This is a genomic window from Pseudonocardia abyssalis (genome assembly GCF_019263705.2).
Lineage (GTDB): Bacteria > Actinomycetota > Actinomycetes > Mycobacteriales > Pseudonocardiaceae > Pseudonocardia > Pseudonocardia abyssalis.
Window position 1 is genome coordinate 3,409,451 of sequence record NZ_JADQDK010000001.1, and the last position, 20,968, is coordinate 3,430,418.

The 20,968-nt window shown below is 73.4% G+C and carries 17 protein-coding genes and 1 pseudogene; 10 read left to right on the forward strand and 8 right to left on the reverse strand.

Features of this window, described 5'->3' with window-relative positions; genetic code table 11:
- Positions 1 to 73: 73 nt before the first annotated feature.
- The 7 genes from I4I81_RS16510 to I4I81_RS16540 all read right to left on the reverse strand — a co-directional run bounded on the left by I4I81_RS16510 (position 74) and on the right by I4I81_RS16540 (position 5,659).
- The gene (locus I4I81_RS16510; protein ID WP_218601699.1) at positions 74 to 670 is read right to left on the reverse strand and encodes a response regulator transcription factor; all 597 of its coding nucleotides are present in this window, start codon (positions 668 to 670) and stop codon (positions 74 to 76) included.
- A gap of 66 nt (positions 671 to 736) precedes the next feature.
- Positions 737 to 1,384 carry a response regulator gene (locus I4I81_RS16515; protein ID WP_218601698.1) on the reverse strand — a complete coding sequence of 216 codons (648 nt, stop codon included), beginning with the start codon at positions 1,382 to 1,384 and terminating at the stop codon, positions 737 to 739.
- Complete coding sequence (gene macS / locus I4I81_RS16520) at positions 1,381 to 2,529, reverse strand: MacS family sensor histidine kinase (protein WP_226363406.1); 1,149 nt, start codon at positions 2,527 to 2,529, stop codon at positions 1,381 to 1,383. The genes I4I81_RS16515 and macS overlap by 4 nt, the downstream gene beginning before the upstream one ends.
- Positions 2,496 to 2,936 carry a hypothetical protein gene (locus tag I4I81_RS16525; RefSeq protein ID WP_218601697.1) on the reverse strand — a complete coding sequence of 147 codons (441 nt, stop codon included), beginning with the start codon at positions 2,934 to 2,936 and terminating at the stop codon, positions 2,496 to 2,498. Before I4I81_RS16525 ends, macS begins: the two co-directional genes overlap by 34 nt.
- A gap of 44 nt (positions 2,937 to 2,980) precedes the next feature.
- The gene (locus I4I81_RS16530) at positions 2,981 to 3,946 is read right to left on the reverse strand and encodes a class I SAM-dependent methyltransferase (protein WP_218601696.1); all 966 of its coding nucleotides are present in this window, start codon (positions 3,944 to 3,946) and stop codon (positions 2,981 to 2,983) included.
- A gap of 97 nt (positions 3,947 to 4,043) precedes the next feature.
- On the reverse strand, positions 4,044 to 4,823 hold the full coding sequence (locus I4I81_RS16535; protein WP_218601695.1) for an enoyl-CoA hydratase/isomerase family protein: 780 nt from the start codon (positions 4,821 to 4,823) through the stop codon (positions 4,044 to 4,046).
- A gap of 14 nt (positions 4,824 to 4,837) precedes the next feature.
- Positions 4,838 to 5,659 (reverse strand): ABC transporter ATP-binding protein, encoded by an 822-nt coding sequence (locus I4I81_RS16540; RefSeq protein WP_218601694.1) that lies wholly within the window; start codon positions 5,657 to 5,659, stop codon positions 4,838 to 4,840.
- A 51-nt stretch (positions 5,660 to 5,710) separates the two neighbouring features.
- Here I4I81_RS16540 and glgX point away from each other — a divergent pair, with 51 nt between their 5' ends.
- From glgX to I4I81_RS16560, 4 genes are all read left to right on the forward strand, one after another.
- Positions 5,711 to 7,717 (forward strand): glycogen debranching protein GlgX, encoded by a 2,007-nt coding sequence (gene glgX, locus I4I81_RS16545; RefSeq protein ID WP_218601693.1) that lies wholly within the window; start codon positions 5,711 to 5,713, stop codon positions 7,715 to 7,717.
- On the forward strand, positions 7,665 to 7,955 hold the full coding sequence (locus I4I81_RS16550; RefSeq protein ID WP_218601692.1) for a hypothetical protein: 291 nt from the start codon (positions 7,665 to 7,667) through the stop codon (positions 7,953 to 7,955). The genes glgX and I4I81_RS16550 overlap by 53 nt, the downstream gene beginning before the upstream one ends.
- A gap of 348 nt (positions 7,956 to 8,303) precedes the next feature.
- The gene (locus tag I4I81_RS16555; protein ID WP_218601691.1) at positions 8,304 to 8,522 is read left to right on the forward strand and encodes an FmdB family zinc ribbon protein; all 219 of its coding nucleotides are present in this window, start codon (positions 8,304 to 8,306) and stop codon (positions 8,520 to 8,522) included.
- Positions 8,523 to 8,635: 113 nt separating this feature from the next.
- On the forward strand, positions 8,636 to 9,223 hold the full coding sequence (locus I4I81_RS16560) for a LysM peptidoglycan-binding domain-containing protein (RefSeq protein ID WP_218601690.1): 588 nt from the start codon (positions 8,636 to 8,638) through the stop codon (positions 9,221 to 9,223).
- An 82-nt stretch (positions 9,224 to 9,305) separates the two neighbouring features.
- On the opposite strand, the gene glgP is transcribed toward I4I81_RS16560, so the two are convergent.
- On the reverse strand, positions 9,306 to 11,837 hold the full coding sequence (glgP, locus tag I4I81_RS16565) for an alpha-glucan family phosphorylase (protein WP_218601689.1): 2,532 nt from the start codon (positions 11,835 to 11,837) through the stop codon (positions 9,306 to 9,308).
- Between the two features lie 174 nt (positions 11,838 to 12,011).
- On the opposite strand from glgP, the gene I4I81_RS16570 reads away from it, so the two are divergent.
- The 6 genes and pseudogenes from I4I81_RS16570 to glgB all read left to right on the forward strand — a co-directional run.
- On the forward strand, positions 12,012 to 13,982 hold the full coding sequence (locus I4I81_RS16570; protein ID WP_218601688.1) for an alpha-1,4-glucan--maltose-1-phosphate maltosyltransferase: 1,971 nt from the start codon (positions 12,012 to 12,014) through the stop codon (positions 13,980 to 13,982).
- A gap of 63 nt (positions 13,983 to 14,045) precedes the next feature.
- The gene (gene treS, locus I4I81_RS16575; protein WP_218601687.1) at positions 14,046 to 15,773 is read left to right on the forward strand and encodes a maltose alpha-D-glucosyltransferase; all 1,728 of its coding nucleotides are present in this window, start codon (positions 14,046 to 14,048) and stop codon (positions 15,771 to 15,773) included.
- Positions 15,770 to 17,152, forward strand: a complete 1,383-nt coding sequence (locus I4I81_RS16580; protein WP_226363407.1) for a maltokinase N-terminal cap-like domain-containing protein — start codon at positions 15,770 to 15,772, stop codon at positions 17,150 to 17,152. The genes treS and I4I81_RS16580 overlap by 4 nt, the downstream gene beginning before the upstream one ends.
- A gap of 17 nt (positions 17,153 to 17,169) precedes the next feature.
- On the forward strand, positions 17,170 to 17,547 hold the full coding sequence (mntA, locus tag I4I81_RS16585) for a type VII toxin-antitoxin system MntA family adenylyltransferase antitoxin (RefSeq protein ID WP_218601686.1): 378 nt from the start codon (positions 17,170 to 17,172) through the stop codon (positions 17,545 to 17,547).
- Positions 17,544 to 17,963: a type VII toxin-antitoxin system HepT family RNase toxin gene (gene hepT / locus I4I81_RS16590; protein ID WP_218601685.1), complete on the forward strand. Its 420-nt coding sequence runs from the start codon at positions 17,544 to 17,546 to the stop codon at positions 17,961 to 17,963. Before mntA ends, hepT begins: the two co-directional genes overlap by 4 nt.
- Positions 17,964 to 18,163: 200 nt before the next feature.
- Positions 18,164 to 20,344, forward strand: a pseudogene (gene glgB, locus I4I81_RS16595) (1,4-alpha-glucan branching protein GlgB); the annotation flags it as partial.
- Between the last annotated feature and the right edge of the window lie 624 nt (positions 20,345 to 20,968).

A 20,968-nucleotide genomic window follows, 5' to 3' on the forward strand; every position in this document is an offset into this window, starting at 1 on the left:
GGCCACGCGCACCGGGTGGCGTCCCGCGCACCATCGAGCGTGCGCGGGGAGGCGGACGGTGCGCGCGGGCCGCTCAGGCCAGGCCGTGCTCGATCGCGTAGCGGACGAGGCCCGCGCGGTTGCTCACCGGGAGCTTGCGCAGCAGGTGCTGCACGTGGTTCTCGACGGTCCGCGGCGAGAGGCCGAGCCGGGTGGCGACCTGGCGGGCAGTCAGCCCCTCGACGACGAGGCGCAGCACGTCGGACTCGCGCTCGGTGAGGCGCACGTCGGGGGACGCGGGTCCGCCGCTCGCCTCCAGCACGGTCGCCGCGAGGCCGGGGCCGTAGGCGGGCTGACCGGCGGCCAGCCGGGTCACCGCATCGGCGACGTCCCACGGACGCCCGGTGTCGACGACGTACCCCGTCGCCCCCGCACGCACCGCGGCCAGCACCTCGGTGTGCTCCCCGGACACCGACACCGCCAGCACCGCGGCACCGTCGTCGCTGGCGGCGGCGATCGCGGCCAGCGCGTCGGGGCCGGCCAGGTCCACCACCAGCACGTCGGGGGCCAGCGCGAGCGCCTGCTCCACGGAGTCGACGACGCCGAGCACCGTGATCCCGCCGGAACGCAGCGCGTCGGCGCGGGGGTGGCCGTGCAGGAGCACCGCGGACACCGGACTCCCCGCGGTCATGATCCGATCCTGCCATCCCGGACACGACGCCCGAACCCCCCGACACCCCGCGTCACCCGTCCGGGCTCAGTCGTCGGCGAGGCCCTGGTCGATCGCGTAGCGCACGAGCTGGACACGGTTGTGCAGCTGCAGCTTGCGCAGGGTGTTCTGGACGTGGCTCTCCACCGTGCGGTGGGAGACGACGAGCCGCTCCCCGATCTGCTTCGCGGTGAGGCCCTTCGCGACCAACCGCAGCACCTCGGTCTCGCGCTCGGTCAGCACCGGCGCCTCCTCGGCGGCGGGCTCCCCGGCCAGGCGCCGGAACTCGCCCAGCACCAGCCCCGCCAACCCCGGCGTGAACACCGGGAACCCGGCCGCCGTGCGCTGCACCGCGGCGAGCAGCTCCTCGACCCCCGCCGACTTCACCAGGTAGCCCGTCGCCCCCGCCTTCACCGCCTCCAGGACGTCGGCCTGCTCGCCGCTCTGCGACAGCACGAGCACGCGGGTCTGCGGCAGCTTCGCGAGGATGCCCTCGATCGCCTCGACGCCGGACGTGGCGCCGAGGTTGAGGTCCATCAGCACGACGCTCGGCCGCGTGGCCAGCGCGATCCGCACGGCCGCGGCGGCGTCCGGGGCGGTGGCGACGACCCGCAGCCCGCGCTCGGTGAGGTCACGGGCCACGCCCTCGCGCCAGATCGGGTGGTCGTCGACGACCATCACGGTGATCTCGGTCATGCCTGCTCCCTCGCCATCCGGACGATCCACTCGGTGCCCCGGCCGGGGCCGGTCTCGCAGGTGATCGTGCCCCCCAGGTCGCGCACCCGGCCGATCATCGACCGCGACACCCCGAGGCGCCCCTGCTCCGCCGCCGACGCCAGCCGCCCGTCGGGGATGCCGGGGCCCTCGTCGCGCACGCTGACCTCCACCCCGTCGCCCAGGTCCTCGACGAGCACCCACGCGGCCGCGTCCGGGCCGACGTGCAGCGCCACGTTCGCCAGCGCCGCCCCGACGACCGCGACCAGCTCCTCGACGACGTGCGCGGGCATCCGGATCGCGTACGCCGGCGTGGAGACGCTGACGCGCGCGGACCCCAGCATGCGCAGGGCGTCGGCCAGGTCGCGGTCGCCGTGGACGTCGGTGGGCGCACCGCCGGTGGTGAGCAGGGTCCGCAGCGCCACCTCCTGCTCCCCGGCCAGCACCGCGAGCGTCGCGGCGTCGCCGCCGAGCGCCGCACCGCGGCGGTGGACGTAGCCGAGCACCTGCAGCACCCCGTCGTGGACGGCGCGGGCGAGGCGCTCCCGCTCGGCCATCGCCGCCTGCGAGGCGACCGCGACGCGCAGCCGCTCGGCCTGGCGGCGCAGCACCGTCGAGGCGAACCCGATGCTCGCGGCGACGAGCACGATGAGCTGGATGTCGCCGACCTCGTCCTGCCAGCGCGCCGACACCGCGAGCAGCACCGAGCAGAGCACGACCGCACCGCCCAGCCCGCCGCGCAGCCCGGCGGCCAGCGCGCAGGCGAGCACCGCGCACGGCGTCCAGATCGAGCCGGAGACGGGGGCGTCCGCGGCGATCTGGGCGGCCGACTGCACCAGCGGCGTCGTCGCGATCACCCCGCAGGTGACGACGAGGTCGACGAGCGCGAGCCGCCGCCGCGGCCGCCCCCCGAAGTAGCCGCGGGCGAGGACCGCGGTCCACGCGGCCATCCCCGCCTGCACCGCGACGGCGCCGGCCGGGGAGGCGTAGGCGTCGAGCGTGACGAACACGACCACGGTGGTGCTGACCAGCGTCAGCACGCGGTAGAACAGCAACCCGCGCCAGAGCGGCTCCAGCGGGCGCTCGGCCTCGTTCACGGGGTGCGCGTCCCGCTCGGCCACACGCACGGCGACTCCCCCACGAGCACGACCTCGCCCCCCCGCGACGACCGGACGGTGAGAACGTAGCCACCCGTCGCCCGGACCTCGACCCCCGCCGCGCCGCGGGCGACGATCTCCCCGGAGCGCGCCGCGGCGTCGAGGACTCCGGTGGGGCCACCCGGGAGGTGCAGCTCCACCCGCGGACGCACCTGACGGCTGGTCGGCCCGATCCCCAGCCACGGGCACGCCGCCCCCTCGCCGACGACCGGCTCGCCCGCCCCGGCGACCCCGAGCACGAGCTCGGTCAGGTGCGTGCGGGCCTGCGCGACGGTCTCGGTCGGCGCCGACTGGACGGCCAGCAGGACCGCGGCGACGGCCAGCGCCGCGCTGACCGCGCCCACGAGTACGGGAAGGCGCCTGCGCAGTGCGGTCATGCCGCCATCCTCGTGCCGAACCGGTGCCCGCCGGATCCGTAGGACTACCCGACCGGCCCGCCCTTGATCCCGGTCACCAGCGCGTTGTAGAACCACGCGCGCGGAACGACGTGGGTCAGCACGTTCTCGTCGAGCCAGGACAGCCGCTGCCAGCTGCGGTAGGCGAACATCGCCCAGCGCATCCCGAGCTTCCCTGGCGGCACCGCGGCCTCGAACGTACGCACCGGCCAGCCCAGCATCGCGGCGCTGAACTCCTCGGTGACCACGCGCGCGTCCATCGCCCCGGCGCGGCGGGCGGTGTCCTCCAGCTCGGCGGGGTCGAAGACGTGGATGTCGACGACGGCCTCCAGCGCCGCGGCCCGGCTCGACTCGTCCAGCTCGGTCTGCGGCCGCCGCCACCCGCTCAGCGGGCCCAGCTTCGTCAGCGTCGTGGTGGCCTTCCAGGTGAGCGCACCGAGGCGGCGGGCGTACGCGTCGCCGATCCGGGTCGGCTCGCCCGCGAACACGAACCGCCCACCCGGCTTGAGCACCCGCAGCACCTCGCGCAGGGCCAGCTCGACGTCGGGGATGTGGTGCAGCACCGCGTGCCCGACGACGAGGTCGAACGTGGCGTCGTCGTAGGGGATGCGCTCGGCGTCGGCGACCCGCCCGTCGACGTCGAGGCCGAGGTGCTCGGCGTTGCGCAGCGCGGCCCCGACCATCCCGGGCGACAGGTCGGTGACCGACCCCCGCGTGGCGACCCCGGCCTGCATGAGGTTGAGCAGGAAGAACCCGGTGCCGCTGCCCAGCTCCAGCGCCCGCCCGTACGGCCACCCGGTGTCCCCGGCGACGAGCCGGAAGCGGTCGGCGGCGTAGGTGATGCAGCGCTCGTCGTAGGAGATCGACCACTTCTCGTCGTAGGAGCCGGCCTCCCAGTCGTGGTAGAGCACGTTCGCGAGCTTGGCGTCGTGCCGCGCCGCCTCCACCTGCTCGGCGGTGGCGTGCGGGTTCGGGGCCGGGTCCGTACTCATGGGTAGGGAGCCTAACCGGCCGCCCGACGTGACCACCGGCTCGGCGCGTTCCCGGCCGGGGTCCTGCCGGAACGCGCCGAGACGGCGATCCTGCGCCTCAGCGGCCGGTGAACTCCGCCTTGCCGGGGCCGTTGGCCACGAAGGAGTCGACGCCGATCTGGCGGTCGTCGGTGGCGAACAGCGCCGCGAACAGCTCCGCCTCCAGGTCGAGACCGGTGCGCAGGTCGACGTCGAGGCCGCCGTCGATGGCCTTCTTCGCCGCGGCGAGGGCCAGCGCGGGGCCGTTCGCGAACTGCTCGGCCCAGCGACGGGCGGCGGCATAGACCTCGTCGGCCGGCACGACCTCGTCGACCAGCCCGATCTCCAGGGCCTCCTGCGCCTTCACCATGCGGCCGGTGAAGATCAGGTCCTTCGCCTTCGGGGCGCCGATGAGGCGCGTGAGGCGCTGCGTGCCGCCACCGCCGGGGATGATCCCGAGCAGGATCTCGGGCTGACCGAGCTTGGCGTTGTCGCCACAGATGCGCCGGTCGCAGCCCAGCGCGACCTCGAGGCCACCGCCGAGCGCGTAGCCGGTGATGGCCGCGACCGTGGGCTTGGGGATCGAGGAGAGGGCGCCGAACCCGGCCGAGAGCCGGCGGGCGACCGCCGACATGTCGGCGTAGCTCATCGTCGCCATCTCCTTGACGTCGGCGCCCGCCGCGAGCACCTTCTCCCCGCCGTAGAGCACCACGGCGCGCACGTCGGCGCGCTGCGTGGCCTCGGCGGAGACGACGAGCAGCTCCTCCTGCACCTGGCGGCTGATCGCGTTCATCGGCGGGCGGTCCAGCCGGATCGTCCCGACCCCACCCTCGACCTCGAGCTTCACGAATTCGGTCACAGCTGGACCCTAGATCAACGCAACCACGCGGTGTAGCGCCCGCGACGGCGCAGCACGCCGAGCGGCAGGCCGAAGGTGGCGGTGAGGTTCTCGTCGGTCAGCACGTCCTCGAGCAGGCCCGCCGCGACCACGCCACCGTCGCGCAGCAGCAGCCCGTGGCTGTAGCCGACGGGGATCTCCTCGACGTGGTGGGTGACCAGGATCGATGCGGGGGCGTCGGGGTCGGCGGCGAGCGCGGTGAGCCGGGAGACGAGGTCCTCGCGGCCGCCCAGGTCGAGGCCGGCGGCGGGCTCGTCGAGGAGCAGGAGCTCGGGATCGGTCATCAGCGCGCGGGCGATCAGGGTGCGCTTGCGCTCCCCCTCGCTCAGCGTCCCGTACGTGCGCTCCGCCAGCGTGCGGACGCCGAGCGCGTCGAGCAGCTGGTCGGCGCGGTCGGTGTCGGCGCTCTCGTAGTCCTCGCGCCAGCGGCCGAGCACCCCGTACCCGGCGCTGACGACGACGTCGCGCACCGTCTCGTCGTTCGGGATGCGCAGGCCGAGCGCGGCGGACGTCAGGCCGATCCGGGTGCGCAGCTCCGCGAGGTTGACGCGCCCGATCCGCTCCCCGAGCACGTGCACCGCGCCGACCGTGGGGTGCAGCTCGGCCGCGGCGAGCCGCATCAGCGTGGTCTTGCCCGCGCCGTTGGGGCCCAGTACGACCCAGCGCTCGTCGAGCTCGACGCGCCAGTCGACGTCGTGCACGAGCGTGGCCGGGCCACGGCGGACGGACACGCCGTCCATCCGGACGACGAGGTCGGTCAGGTCCGGAGGAGGGAGAGGTGCAGCCACGGTGCCCATCCTGGCCGATCGTGCGGTCCCGGCCCGAGGTGCCCTCTATCCTGACCCGTCGTGCCGGTCTTCCCCCTGGGTTCCCATGTCGACGATTCCGGGGTGCGGTTCGCCGTCGCCTCCACGAGTGCCGATTCCGTCGAGGTCTGTCTGGTCGACGGGCCCGACCACGCGCTCACCGAGCGGCGGGTGGAGCTGACGGAGCGCACGTTCGGCGTCTGGCACGGCCACGTCCCCGGAGTGGTCGCGGGGCAGCGCTACGGCTACCGGGTGCAGGGCCCGTACCGGCCGTGGCAGGGGCTGCGGGCGAACCCCGCGAAGATCCTGGTCGACCCGTACGCCCGCCGGATCACCGGGCACGTCACCGACCTCGGCGCCGCCCGCGGCTGGGTCGACGACCCGATGACCGGTGCGCTCAACGAGCGCGACTCGCTGGGGCACGTGCCGCTCTCGGTCGTCAGTGGGCCGGACGGGTCGCCGACGCACCCGCGCCCGGACGTCCCGTGGTCGGAGACGGTGATCACCGAGCTGCACGTCCGCGGCTACACGAAGAGCCACCCCGACGTCCCGCCGGAGCACCGCGGCACCTACCTCGGCCTCGCCCACCCGGCCGTGATCGCGCACCTCACCCGGATCGGCGTCACCGCCGTCGAGCTGCTGCCGGTCACCTCGATCGCCGACGAGCCGCCGCTGCTGGAGCGGGGCCTGCCCAACTACTGGGGCTACGCGACGCTCGGCTTCCTCGCCCCGCACGCCGGGTACGCGAGCGTGCCGGGGGCGGAGGTCGAGGAGTTCGCGACGATGGTCGGCGCGCTGCACGCCGCGGGCATCGAGGTGATCCTCGACATCGTCCCCAACCACACCGCGGAGGGCGGGGTCGGCGGCACGACGCTGTCCTACCGCGGCCTCGACGCCCCCGCGTACTACTCCCTCGGCGGCAACGGCCACGACGCCGACATCACCGGCACCGGCAACACCCTCGACGCGGGCTCCCCGACCGTCATCCGCCTGGTCTGCGACGCCATGCGGCACTGGGTGACGACGTTCGGCGTCGACGGCTTCCGGATCGACCTCGCCTCGGTGCTCGGACGGCCGCGCTCGGGCGCGTTCGACCCGCACGCCCCGCTGCTCACCGCGATCGCCGTCGACCCGATCCTGTCGCGCGTCAAGCTGATCGCCGAGCCGTGGGACGCCACCGGTGAGGGATACCGCGTCGGCGGGTTCGGGGTGGCGTGGTCGGAGTGGAACGGGCGCTTCCGCGACGCCGTCCGCGACTTCTGGCGCGGCCACGGCGGCATCGGGGAGGTGGCCTCGCGGCTGACCGGCAGCTCCGACCTCTACGCCGCCAACGGGCGCCGGCCGTGGGCGTCGGTCAACTTCGTCACCGCCCACGACGGCTTCACCCTGCGCGACCTGGTGTCCTACCACCACAAGCACAACGAGGAGAACGGCGAGGGCAACCGCGACGGCACCGACGACAACCGCTCGCAGAACTTCGGCGTCGAGGGCCCGACGACGTCCCCGGTGATCGCCGAGCGACGGCTCTCGGCCGCGCGGGCCCTGCTCGCCACGATGCTGCTGTCCACCGGCACGCCGATGCTGCTCGGCGGCGACGAGCTCTGGCGCACCCAGGGCGGCAACAACAACGCCTACTGCCTCGACGGACCCACGTCGTGGGTCGGCTGGGGCGTCGGCGCCGACGCGGAGTCGCTCACGGCGTTCGTCGCGCGCGTCACGACGATCCGGCGCAGCTCCCCCGCGCTGCACCGCGACAGCTTCTACCGCGACGGCGAGGTGCTGTGGTGGCACCCGTCGGGGCGTCGGCTGCGCGGGCACGACTGGCACGACGGCGGCCTGCACAGCCTCGGCCTGCTGCGCGGGGAGTGGCTGCTGCTCCTGCACGCCGGATGGGACGCGCTGGCGGTGACGCTGCCCGACGGCGGCCCGTACGTCCCGGAGCTCGACTCCACCCGGTCCGACGGTGTACCGGCCGGGCTCCGGCCGGTGCCGGGGGGTGCGACCATCACGCAGCCGCCGCGCTCCCTGCTGCTCCTGCGCACCCCCTGACCGCAGGTCCGTCCCGGCCCGGCGGCGCGCCCTGCGCACCCGGCGGCTGGAGCAGCTCGCCCGCACCGCCCGCCCGGCCGACGCCGTGCTCGCCGAGCACCCTGGCGACCCCGCCCGCGCGAGGGCCCGGGCCGCCGCGGGCCGCTACGTCCTCGTGCCGGCCGGGGTGCAGGCCGCCCGCGACGAGCCCGCGCTCGACGCCGAGCTCACCGCGCTGGAACGGGTGGTGCTCCGGTGACCGCCGTCCTCGTCGGGGCTGCCGTGGTGCTCGTGGCCGGGGTGCTCGTGGCCGGGGTGCTCGTGGCCGGGGCGCTCGTGGCCGGGGCGCTCGTCCCGCTGCTGCGCCGACGCCCGGGCCTGCGCACCGCCCGCGCCGGTGCCCGCCCGGCGCAGGCCCGGCTCGGGCACCTGGTGGCCGCCGCCGACGCCGGACCCGACGCACTCCGCCGGGCCGAGGCCCGGTGGACCACCACCGGCGCCCTGCTGGCCCGCGCCGCATCGGCCGAGGACCTCGCGCTGGCCCAGCGCACCGCGGGCGCTCTGCTGACGGCGCCGCGATCGGGCCCCGGGGCGCTATCGTCGCCCCATGCCGCGCTACGACTTCCGCTGCCGCGAGTGCACGGAGACCTTCGAGGTCAACCGCCCGATGAGCGAGTCCGGCGACCCCGCCTCCTGCCCCGCGGGCCACGCCGACACCGTCAAGCTGCTCACGACGGTGTCCGTCGGTGGTCGCAGCGGCGCCCAGCGCGTCCCCGCCCCGGCGGGCGGCGGCGGAGGGTGCTGCGGGGGCGGCTGCTGCGGCTGAGCCCCGCCCCGTGATCACCGGGGTCGGGGCGCACCACTAATCTGCCCCGGCCGGAGCGGCCCGCGTCCAGACGCGGGCGTGGGCGGGACTCCGGGACGAGCAGAGGACACTTCGTGAGCACTCTCACCGGCGGAAGCAGCCTCACTGCGGGCCAGGCGGGCATCGCCTCGGCGAACGGCCGCTACACCCTGGCCCTGCAGGCCGACGGCAACCTGACCCTGACCGACGCCTCGGGCGCGGTCGCGTGGAGCACCGACACCGCGGGCAAGGGCGCCGCACGCGCCGACATGCAGGCCGACGGCAACTTCGTGCTCTACACCGCCGACAACGGCGTGGTGTGGGCCTCGGACACCGACGCCCCCGGCGGCCACCTGGAGCTGCAGGACGACCGCAACCTGGTGATCTACAAGGCCGACAAGTCGGTCGCGTGGTCGCCCAACTCCTACATCAGCGAGGCCGACAAGGCCGCTCTGGACGCCGCCGAGGCCCAGGGCCGCGCCGAGGCCGAGGCGGCCGCCGCAGCGGCTGCCGCCCCGCCGGCCCCCGCCGAGCGCCGCTACACCGTGCAGCGCGGCGACACCCTGTCGAAGATCTCGAAGGAGTTCTACGGCAACGCGGGCGACTACATGCGCATCGCGCAGGCCAACAACATCGCGAACCCCGACCTGATCCACCCGGGCCAGGACCTGCTCATCCCCTGACCCGCCCCCGTATGGCAGTAAAGCCACTCTGCCGCCACGTCATGGCAGCAGAGTGGCTTTACTGCACCACCGGGGCCGGCACTCAGCCGGCGAGGACGACCTTGCCGAGCTCGGCCGAGCTCGCCAGCAGCGGGTGCGACGGCAGGACGCGGACCGTGTAGCCCGTCAGCCCCGCGTGCGGCAGCGGCACCACGGCCTCGAACCGCTGTCCCGCCCCGTCCGCCGGGCCCACGTGCTTCATCGCGGCCGCGCGCTTGCGGGCGTCGAGCTGGTCGGTCTCGTCGACGGGCCCGACGACGGCCTCGACGACCACGTCCGCCGGGTCCAGCCCGGCCAGCTCCACCACCGCGCGCACCGTCATCGGCGCCCCGACGACCGGGGTGTCCGGCAGCCCGGACGCGTCGACGCCCACGACCTGCACCCGGTTCCAGGCGTCGCCGAGCCGAGACCGGTAGGCGGCCAGCTCGCGGGCGGGTCCGAAGGAGTCGGCGACGATCCCGGCCGCGGCGCGGGAGGCCGGGGCGTAGAGCGTCTCGGTGTACTCCTGCACCATCCGGGCGGCCTGCACCTGCGGGCGCAGCGTCGTCAGGGTGTGGCGCACCAGCTCGACCCAGCGCGGCGGCACACCGTCGGTGCGGTCGTAGAACGCGGGCCCGACCTGTGTGGCCAGCAGCTCGTAGAGCGCGTTGGCCTCCAGGTCGTCGCGGCGGGTGGGGTCGGAGATGCCGTCGGCGGTGGGGATGGCCCAGCCGTTGGACCCGTCGTAGAACTCGTCCCACCAGCCGTCGCGGATCGACAGGTTGAGGCCGCCGTTGAGCGCCGACTTCATGCCGGAGGTCCCACACGCCTCGAGCGGGCGCAGCGGGTTGTTCAGCCAGACGTCGCAGCCCCAGTAGAGGTAGCGGGCCATCGACATGTCGTAGTCGGGCAGGAACGTGATGCGGTGCCGCACCGCCGGGTCGTCGGCGAACCGCACGATCTCCTGGATCAGCGCCTTGCCGCCGTCGTCGGCCGGGTGGCTCTTGCCCGCGACGACGAGCTGCACCGGGCGGTGCGGGTCCAGGAGCAGGTCGCGCAGCCGGTCCTTGTCGCGCAGCATCAGCGTGAGCCGCTTGTAGGTGGGCACGCGGCGGGCGAACCCGACGGTGAGCACGTTCTCGTCGAAGACGTGCTCGGTCCAGCCCAGCTCCGGCAGCGACGCGCCGCGCTCCAGCCAGGCCTTGCGGACCCGGCGGCGCACCTCCGCGACGAGCCGCGCGCGCAGCGCGGTGCGCAGGTCCCACAGCTCGCCGTCGGAGACCTCGGCGGCCGGGTCGTCGGGCGTACCGATCAGCTCGGTGATCTCCCGGGCCTCCCAGGTGGCCCCGTGCACGCCGTTGGTGACCGAGCCGATCGGCACCTCGTCGGCGTCGAAGCCCTCCCACAGCCCGCCGAACATGCCGCGGGACACCGCACCGTGCAGCTGCGAGACGCCGTTGGCGCGCTGCGCGAGCCGCAGCCCCATGTGCGCCATGTTGAACATGTTGGGGTTGTCCTCGGCGCCGAGCGCGAGGACGCGCTGCATCGGGACGCCGGGCAGCAGCGTCTCACCGAAGTAGTGCTGGACCATGTCGACGGGGAAGCGGTCGATGCCCGCGGGCACGGGTGTGTGCGTGGTGAAGACGGTGCCCGCGCGGACGGCGGCGAGCGACTCGTCGAACGACAGGCCGTGCGCGTCCTGCAGCTCGCGGATGCGCTCCAGGCCCAGGAACCCGGCGTGTCCCTCGTTGGTGTGGAACACCGCGGGCTGGGGGTGGCCGGTGACCTCGCAGAACGCCCGGACGGCCCGCACTCCCCCGACGCCGACCAGGATCTCCTGGCGGATGCGCTGGTCCTGGTCGCCGCCGTAGAGGCGGTCGGTGACGCCGCGCAGGTCGGGCTCGTTCTCCTCGATGTCGGAGTCGAGCAGCAGCAGCGGGACCCGTCCGACGGAGGCCTGCCAGATCCGCGCGTGCAGCGTGCGGCCGGCGGGCATCGCGATCGTCACGAGCACCGGGCTGCCGTCGGCCGCGGCGACGAGCTGCAGCGGCAGGCCCTGCGGGTCGAGCGCCGGGTAGTGCTCGAGCTGCCAGCCGTCGAGCGAGAGCGACTGGCGGAAGTAGCCCGAGCGGTACAGCAGGCCGACGGCGATCAGCGGTACGCCGAGGTCCGACGCCGCCTTGAGGTGGTCACCGGCCAGCACACCGAGGCCGCCGGAGTAGTTGGGCAGCACCTCGCTGACGCCGAACTCCATCGAGAAGTAGCCGACGGCCTCGGGCAGCGTCTCGTCGTCCTCGCGCTCGGACTGGTACCAGCGCGGTCCGTCGAGGTAGGCCGCGAGGTCGTCGGCCAGCTCCCGGACGGTGACGACGGTGTCGGCGTCCTTGGCGAGCACCTCGAAGCGCTCGGTCGGGATCTCGCCGAGCAGGCGGACGGGGTCGTGCCCGGCCCGTTCCCACGCATCGGGGTCGAGCGTGGCGAACAGGTCCTGGGTGGGCGGATGCCAGCTCCACCGCAGGTTGGTGGCCAGCGCCTGCAGGGGCGCGAGGGCGGGAGGCAGCTGGGCGCGCACGGTGAAACGGCGGAGAGCTCTCACGCGCGGCAGGATAGAGGAACCGATCCCGTGATCGTTCAAGCAGCGGTTCCGCCCGCCCGGATGACGATCACGTGAACCTTCCGGAATCGGTTCCGACCCGTTCCTTTCGTGGCTGGACGGGGTAGGTACGGTTGTGACGCTTGCGACGGCTGCTCAGTGGGGGTGTGTGCCGAGATGACCGGACGAATCGGTATCGACGACGTCACGCCCTCGGTCAGTGGGGGCCGCCAGGCCGCCAAGGCCGTGGTCGGCGAGGTCGTCCCGATCACCGCCGCGGTGTGGCGCGAGGGCCACGACGCGGTCGCCGCCAACGTCGTCTGGAAGCGCGTCGGCAGCAAGGGCACCGCGCACCACGTGCGCATGGAACCGGTCGGGGTCGGCGGCGACACCTTCGCCGCCACCGTCGCCGCCGACGAGCCGGGCATGTGGACGTTCCGGGTCGACGCGTGGAGCGACCCGTGGGCGACGTGGCGCCACGCCGTCACCAAGAAGATGGAAGCCGGCCAGAGCCCCGACGAGCTCGCCAACGACCTCGAGATCGGCGCCCGCCTGCTGCAGCGCGTGGGCCGTCGTCCCGCCGAGCGCGGCAACCGCGACCTCCTCTTCGGCGCCGCCAACGCGCTGCGCGACACCGCGATGCCGCTGCGCGCCCGCGTCGCGCCCGCGCTGTTCCCGGCCGTGCAGCAGATCATGACCGAGCGCCCGGTCCGCGAGCTGATCACCCGCGGCCGCGCCCAGCAGGTCTACGTCGACCGCGAGCGCGCCCTCTACGGCTCCTGGTACGAGTTCTTCCCGCGCTCCACGGGTGGCCGCGACGAGACCGGCCGCGCCGTGCACGGCTCGTTCGTCACGTCCGCGAAGGCGCTCGACCGCGTCGCCGCGATGGGCTTCGACGTCGTCTACCTGCCGCCGATCCACCCGGTCGGCACGAAGCACCGCAAGGGGCGCAACAACAACGTCAACGCCGGGCCCGGCGACGTCGGCTCGCCGTGGGCGATCGGCTCGGCCGACGGCGGGCACGACGCGATCGACCCCGAGCTGGGCACGCTGGAGGACTTCGACGCGTTCGTGGCGCGCACGAACGACCTCGGCATGGAGGTCGCGCTCGACTTCGCCCTGCAGTGCGCGCCCGACCACCCGTGGGTCACCGAGCACCCGGAGTGGTTCACCGTCCGCCCCGACGGCTCGATCGCCTACGCGGAGAACCCGCCGAAGAAGTACCAGGACATCTACCCGGTCAACTTCGACAACGACCCGGCCGGCATCTACGCAGAGTCGCTGCGCGTGGTGCTGCACTGGGTCGAGCACGGCGTGAAGATCTTCCGCGTCGACAACCCGCACACCAAGCCGCCGAACTTCTGGCACTGGCTGATCTGGCAGGTCAAGTCCCGCCACCCCGAGGTGCTGTTCCTGGCCGAGGCGTTCACCCGCCCCGCGCGGCTGTTCGGGCTCGCCCGCCTGGGGTTCACCCAGAGCTACACCTACTTCACCTGGCGCACCACGAAGCCGGAGCTCACCGAGTTCGCGCTCATGCACGCCGAGCGCGCCGACGAGGCCCGGCCGAACCTGTTCGTCAACACCCCCGACATCCTCCACGAGTCGCTGCAGACCGGCGGGCCCGGCATGTTCGCGATCCGTGCCACGCTGGCCGCGACGATGGCGCCGACCTGGGGCGTCTACTCCGGCTTCGAGCTGTACGAGGGCGACCCGGTCAAGCCGGGCAGCGAGGAGTACAACAACTCCGAGAAGTACGAGCTGCGCCCGCGCGACTTCGAGGCCGCCGCGGCATCGGGCAACTCGCTGGAGCCCTACCTGACGCGGCTCAACGAGATCCGCAAGGCCCACCCCGCGCTGCAGCAGCTGCGGAACATCACGTTCCACCACGTCGACAACGAGCAGATCATCGCCTACTCCAAGACCGAGCCCGCCACCGGCGACACGGTCCTGGTGGTCTGCACGCTGGACTCGTTCAGCGGCCAGGTGGGCACGACGTCGCTCGACATGCCGGCGCTCGGGCTGGGCTGGGACGACCGGTTCACGGTGCACGACGAGGTCAGCGGCGAGACGTGGGACTGGGGCCAGTTCAACTACGTCGACCTGCAGCCGTGGAACCACGTCGCGCACATCCTGCGCGTCCAGCGGTAGGAACTGAATCGTTCTCGCCCCACGTGCTGTGAACCGGGGCGAGTCCGATTAGCCTCGGCCCCGATGAGTGACAAGGCCGAACCGGGCGTCGTCGTCGAGCAGGACGCCGACGACTACGGACATGCACGCACCCTCGACGTCGACCACGACTGGTACAAACGCGCGGTCTTCTACGAGGTTCTGGTGCGGGCGTTCCAGGACTCCAACCGCGACGGCACCGGGGACCTGCGTGGTCTGACCTCGAAGCTGGACTACCTCCAGTGGCTGGGCGTCGACTGCCTGTGGCTGCCCCCGTTCTACGACTCCCCGCTGCGCGACGGCGGGTACGACATCCGCGACTTCCGCCAGGTGCTGCCCGAGTTCGGCACCGTCGAGGACTTCGTCTACTTCCTCGACGAGGCACACAAACGCGGCCTGCGCGTCATCACCGACCTCGTCATGAACCACACGTCCGACACACACCCGTGGTTCGAGGAGTCCCGGCGCAACCCCGAGGGGCCCTACGGCGACTACTACGTCTGGTCCGACGACGACTCCCGCTACGCCGACGCGCGGATCATCTTCGTCGACACCGAGACGTCGAACTGGACCTACGACCCGGTCCGCGGCCAGTTCTACTGGCACCGCTTCTTCTCCCACCAGCCCGACCTGAACTACGACAACCCCGACGTCCAGGAGGCGATGATCGAGGTCCTGCGCTTCTGGCTGGACCTGGGCATCGACGGCTTCCGCCTCGACGCGGTGCCGTACCTGTTCGAGCGCGAGGGCACCAACTGCGAGAACCTCACCGAGAGCCACGACTTCCTCAAGCGCTGCCGCAAGGTGATGGACGTCGAGTACCCGGGCCGGGTGCTGCTCGCGGAGGCCAACCAGTGGCCCTCGGACGTCGTGGAGTACTTCGGCGACCCGGAGGTCGGCGGCGACGAGTGCCACATGGCGTTCCACTTCCCGCTGATGCCCCGCATCTTCATGGCGGTGCGCCGCGAGAACCGGTTCCCGATCTCGGAGATCCTCGCGCAGACGCCCGCGATCCCGGCGAACGCGCAGTGGGGCATCTTCCTGCGCAACCACGACGAGCTGACACTCGAGATGGTCACCGACGAGGAACGCGACTACATGTACGCGGAGTACGCCAAGGACCCGCGGATGAAGGCCAACATCGGGATCCGCCGACGGCTGGCGCCGCTGCTCGACAACGACCGCAACCAGCTGGAGCTGTTCACCGCGCTGCTGATGTCGCTGCCCGGCTCGCCCGTCCTGTACTACGGCGACGAGATCGGGATGGGCGACAACATCTGGCTGGGCGACCGCGACGCGGTGCGCAGCCCGATGCAGTGGAGCCCCGACCGCAACGCCGGGTTCTCCATGTCCGACCCGGGCCGTCTCTACCTGCCGATCATCATGGACCCGCTCTACGGCTACCAGGCGGTGAACGTCGAGGCGCAGCTCAACTCCTCGACGTCGCTGCTGCACTGGACGCGGCACATGATCGAGGTCCGCAAGCGCCACCAGGCGTTCGGGCTCGGCGAGTACCACGAGCTGGGCGGCACGAACCCGACCGTGCTGGCCTACGTCCGCGAGCACGGCGACGACGTCGTGCTCTGCGTCAACAACATGTCCCGCTTCCCGCAGCCCGTCGAGCTCGACCTCTCGGCCTGGGTCGGCTGTGCGCCCCACGAACTGACCGGCGGCGTGCCGTTCCCGAGGATCGGCGAGCTCCCCTACCTGCTGACGCTGCCGGGACACGGCTTCTACTGGTTCTCGATCACCCCGGCGGAGGGATCTGCGTGAACGAACTCCCCGACCTGCTCTCCGAGTGGCTGCCCCAGCAGCGCTGGTTCGCCGCGAAGGGCCGGCCCGTCCGGTCGGTCGAGATCGCCGCGCGCACCCCGCTGCTCACCGACGGCGAGCCGCACGTCGACCACCTGCTGCTCGCCGTCGCCTTCGACGACGGCTCGCCCGTGCAGCACTACCAGCTCTACCTCGGCCGCCGCGCGCAGTCGCGGGCCGACCTGGAGCACGTCGTCATCGGGCACCTCGACGGCCTCGTGGCCTACGACGCCCTGTACGACGTCGACGTCACCGCGTGGCTGATCGAGGCGATCCGCGCCGGACGCACCGTCGACGGCATCGCGTTCGTGCCGGAGCCCGCCGCGGAGATCGCCGAGGGCGTGCCGGGGCGGGTGCTGGGCATCGAGCAGTCGAACACGTCGGTGGCCTGGGGCGACAGGTCGATCCTCAAGGTCTTCCGCCGGGTCGTGTCCGGGCTCAACCCCGACCTGGAGCTGCACCGCGCGCTGCGCTCGGTCGAGTCGCACGAGGTCGCGGCCCTGCAGGGCGCGATCGAGGGCACCCTCGACGGCGCGCCCGCCACGCTCGGGATGCTGCAGGACTTCGCGGCCAACTCCGCCGACGGCTGGGCGATGGCCCTGGCCAGCGTCCGCGACCTGCTCGCCGAGGGCGACCTGCGCGCCGACGAGGTGGGCGGCGACTTCGCCGGCGAGGCCTCGCGGCTGGGCGAGACCGTCGGCGTCGTGCACGACGAGCTGCGCCGCGCGCTGGGCACCTCCGAGCGCGACGCCCGCGAGCTCGCCGCGGTGTGGCACCAGCGCCTCGCCGTCACCACGGCGGAGGTGCCCGCGCTCGCGCCGCACGTCGACGCCATCCGGGCCACCTACGACGCCGTGGCCGGGCTGGGCGCGCCGCTGCCCGCCCAGCGCGTCCACGGTGACCTGCACCTGGGCCAGACACTGCGCACCCCCTACGGCTGGCTGGTCATCGACTTCGAGGGCGAGCCCGCGGCCCCGCTGGAGGAGCGGGTGCGGCCCGACTCGCCCCTGCGCGACGTCGCCGGGATGCTCCGCTCCTTCGACTACGCCGCGTTCCACCAGATCCTGCAGTGGGAGCCGGCGTCGTTCGCCGAACCGGACCACGACTCGCAGCTGGTGTGGCGCGCCAACGAGTGGGCCGAGCGCAACCGGTCGGCGTTCTGCGACGGCTACGCGCTCCGCGCCGGCACCGACCCGCGGGAGCAGCGGATGCTGCTGCGTGCCTTCGAGCTCGACAAGGCCGTCTACGAGCTGCTCTACGAGACCCGCAGCCGCCCGGCCTGGGCCCCGATCCCGCTCGCCTCGATCGCCCGGCTGACCTCGGAGGAGACGGTGCGCTGAGCGCGTACCCTGCGCCCGTGGACGTCGAGGCGATCGCTGCGCTGCTGCCGCGTCATCCCGGTCTGCGTCTGGTCGTGCTGCACGGGTCGCGGGCGCGCGGCGACCACGGTCCGGCGGCCGACTGGGACATCGGTGTGCTCACCGACGGCCGGGTCGACCTGGGCGCGCTCACCGCCGATCTCACCGCCGTGCTCGGCACCGACGCCGTCGACGTCGTCGACCTCGACCGCACGAGCGCCCTGCTCCGCTACCGCGCCGCCCGCGACGGGATCGCGCTGCTGGAGAGCCGCCCGGACGCGTTCCTGGAGTTCCGGCTCGAGGCCACCCGGTACTGGTGCGACGCGGGCCCGGTCATCCGGGCCGCGCAGGAGTCCGTGCTGGCGGATCTGGGATGACCGGGGTCGACCGGGAACTGCTCGCGGAGCGGGCCGCGGCGGTGGGCCGCCACCTCGACCGCGTCGCCACCCACCTGCCCGCCGACGTGGACGGGCTGAGCCCGCTCAGCTCGGCCACCGACACCGTCGTCCTGCACCTGTGGCAGGCCGTCCAGGTCGTGATCGACCTGGCGGTGTCCACCTGCGTCCGGCTCGGCCTCGGCAGCCCGCCGACGTACGGGGACGCGTTCCGGTCACTGGCCGGAGCCGGGGTCCTCGACGCCGAGCTGGCCAGCCGCCTCGCCCGGGCCGCCGGGTTCCACAAACTGATCGTGCACGCCTACGCCGATCTCGACCTGCGGCGCCTCCACCTCATCGCCTCCGACGGGCCGGCCGACCTGCGGGCGTTCCTGGCGGCCCTGCGGGACCTCGCCTGAGCGTCACGGCGACGCACGTCCCCCGGATCCCGCGACCTGCGCCCGGGTTCCGCGCGGCGCGGACCCGCGCCATACTCCGTTCAGGGGCTGGCACCGCATCGGCAACCCGATCGTTGCCGCCAGGCTCGGCGACGCGGAGAGCGGGGCAATAGGGTGCGCGGGTGGATCGCGAGGAGAACCGAACCCAGACGATCAACCCGATGATCGACGCCTGCCCCCCCGACCCGGCCACCGTCGACCAGGTCCTCGGCGGGGCGCACCACGACCCCCACTCCGTTCTGGGCGCCCACCCGCACCCCGACGGCACGGTGGTCCGCGTCCTGCGCCCGCACGCCGACGAGGTGCACGTGGTGCACGAGGGCGGTGACGGCCATCCGCTCGTGCGTATCCACGAGGCGGGGCTGTTCTCCGGCGTCGTACCCGGCCCGGCGGCGGACTACCGGCTGGCCGTGCGCTACGGCGAGCGCGTCGACATCGTGGACGATCCCTATCGCTGGCTGCCCACACTGGGCGAGATGGACCTGCACCTCATCGGCGAGGGGCGTCACGAACGACTCTGGGACGTGCTCGGCGCGCACGTCCGTTCCTACGACACCCCCGCCGGGCCCGTCACCGGCGTCAGCTTCGCCGTGTGGGCGCCGTCCGCGCAGGGCGTCCGGGTCACCGGCGACTTCGACGGCTGGAGCGGCTGGGCGCACCCGATGCGGGTGCTCGGCGCCAGCGGCGTCTGGGAGCTGTTCGTCCCCGGCATCGAGCCCGGTGTCCGGTACAAGTTCCGCGTGCTCGGCCAGGACGGTCGGTGGCGCGACAAGGCCGACCCGATGGCGTTCCGGGCCGAGATCGCCCCGGCCACCGCGTCCGTCGTCGACGTCGACACGCACGAGTGGAACGACGGCGACTGGATCGCGGCGCGCGCGCAGAAGCAGGCGCACGCCGAGCCGATGAGCGTCTACGAGCTGCACCTCGGCTCGTGGCGCCAGGGGCTCGACTACCGCGAGGCCGCCCGCCAGCTCGTCGACTACCTCGACGAGACCGCGTTCACCCACGTCGAGCTGCTGCCCGTGGCCGAGCACCCGTTCGGCGGGTCGTGGGGTTACCAGGTCACCAGCTACTACGCGCCGACCGCGCGGTTCGGCACCCCCGACGACTTCCGGTGGTTCGTCGACCACCTGCACCAGCACGGCTACGCCGTCATCGTCGACTGGGTGCCCGCGCACTTCCCGCGCGACGAGTGGGCGCTCGCGAAGTTCGACGGCGGGCCGCTCTACGAGCACGCCGACCCGCGCCGCGGCGAGCAGCCCGACTGGGGCACGCTCGTGTTCGACTTCGGGCGCAAGGAGGTGCGCAACTTCCTCGTCGCCAACGCCCTGTACTGGCTGGAGTCCTTCCACATCGACGGGTTGCGCGTCGACGCCGTCGCCTCGATGCTCTACCTGGACTACTCCCGCAAGGACGGGCAGTGGCTGCCCAACATCCACGGCGGGCGCGAGAACCTCGACGCGGTGGCGTTCCTGCAGGAGGTCAACGCCACCGTCTACCGCGAGCACCCCGGTACCGTGATGATCGCCGAGGAGTCGACGGCGTGGCCCGGCGTCACCCGCCCCACGCACCTCGGCGGCCTCGGCTTCGGGTTCAAGTGGAACATGGGCTGGATGCACGACACGCTCGACTACACCGGGCGCGACCCCGTCTACCGGGGCTTCCACCACAACCAGATGACGTTCTCGCTGATGTACGCGTTCAGCGAGAACTACGTCCTGCCGATCAGCCACGACGAGGTCGTGCACGGCAAGGGCTCGCTGTGGGAGCGGATGCCCGGCGACCCGTGGAACAAGGCCGCCAACATCCGCGCGCTGCTGGCGTTCATGTGGGCCCACCCGGGCAAGCAGCTGCTGTTCATGGGTAGCGAGTTCGGGCAGCCGCGAGAGTGGTCCGAGCAGCGCTCGCTGGACTGGGAGACCCTCGCCGACCCGCTGCACGGCGGGATCAAGACGATGGTCGGCGACCTCAACCGCGCCTACCGGGCGCACTCGGCCCTGTGGACGAAGGACGTGTCGCCGGAGGGCTTCTCCTGGATCGATGCCAACGACACCGCGGGCAACGTGTTCAGCTTCCTGCGCCACGGCGTCGACGCCGACGGCAAGCCGACGGTGCTCGCGTGCATCGCCAACTTCTCCGGCGGCGCCCGCGAGGGCTACCGCGTCGGGCTGCCGTTCGCGGGCCGCTGGCGCGAGGTCCTCAACACCGACGCCGAGAACTACGGCGGGTCCGGGGTCGGCAACCTCGGGGCCGTCGAGGCCGACGAGATGGTGTGGCACGGACGTCCGGCCTCGGTCCTGCTGCGGCTGCCCCCGTCCGGGGTGCTGTGGCTGGCCCCCGAGCCGTTCGAGGGGGCGGTGCGGCGGTCGCAGATCGCGGCCCCGGCCGAGCCGGTCGTGACGGAACCGGTCGCCGACGGGGAGGTCACCGAGGCGCCCGGGGCCGAGGCGGTCACGCCCGAGGTCGGCACCGGGGCACCTGCTGCGGAGGTGGGCTCCGACGTGGTGGTCCCCGACGAGGTGGTCCCCGACGCGGTGACCGAGGACGCACTGGCCGAGGACACAGCGGCCGAGGACACAGCGGTCGACGTCCCCTTCCTCGCGGCACCGGCCGCTCCGGCGGCCGCGGTCGTTCCGGCGGCCGCGGTCGTTCCGGCGGCCGCGGTCGTTCCGGCGGCCGCGGTCGTTCCGGCGGCGACGTCCGCGGTGGATCCGGCGGACGTCGTGCCGGCCGAGGTGCCGGCGAAGGATCCCGTCGCCACCGCCGAGGTCGGCGATGCCGTGGTCACCGGGTCCGAGCCGGTCGTCCCGGCCGTCGGGTCGGCTCCCGCCGACGCCGACCTCGACGATGCCCCGTCGGCACCGGTCGCGGCGGCACCGGTGCACGCCCCGGTGGCCCCGGCCGACGCACCGGAGTCCCCGGTCCCGGCGGCCCCGGTCGGCGCGGCGCCGGACGAGGTCATGACG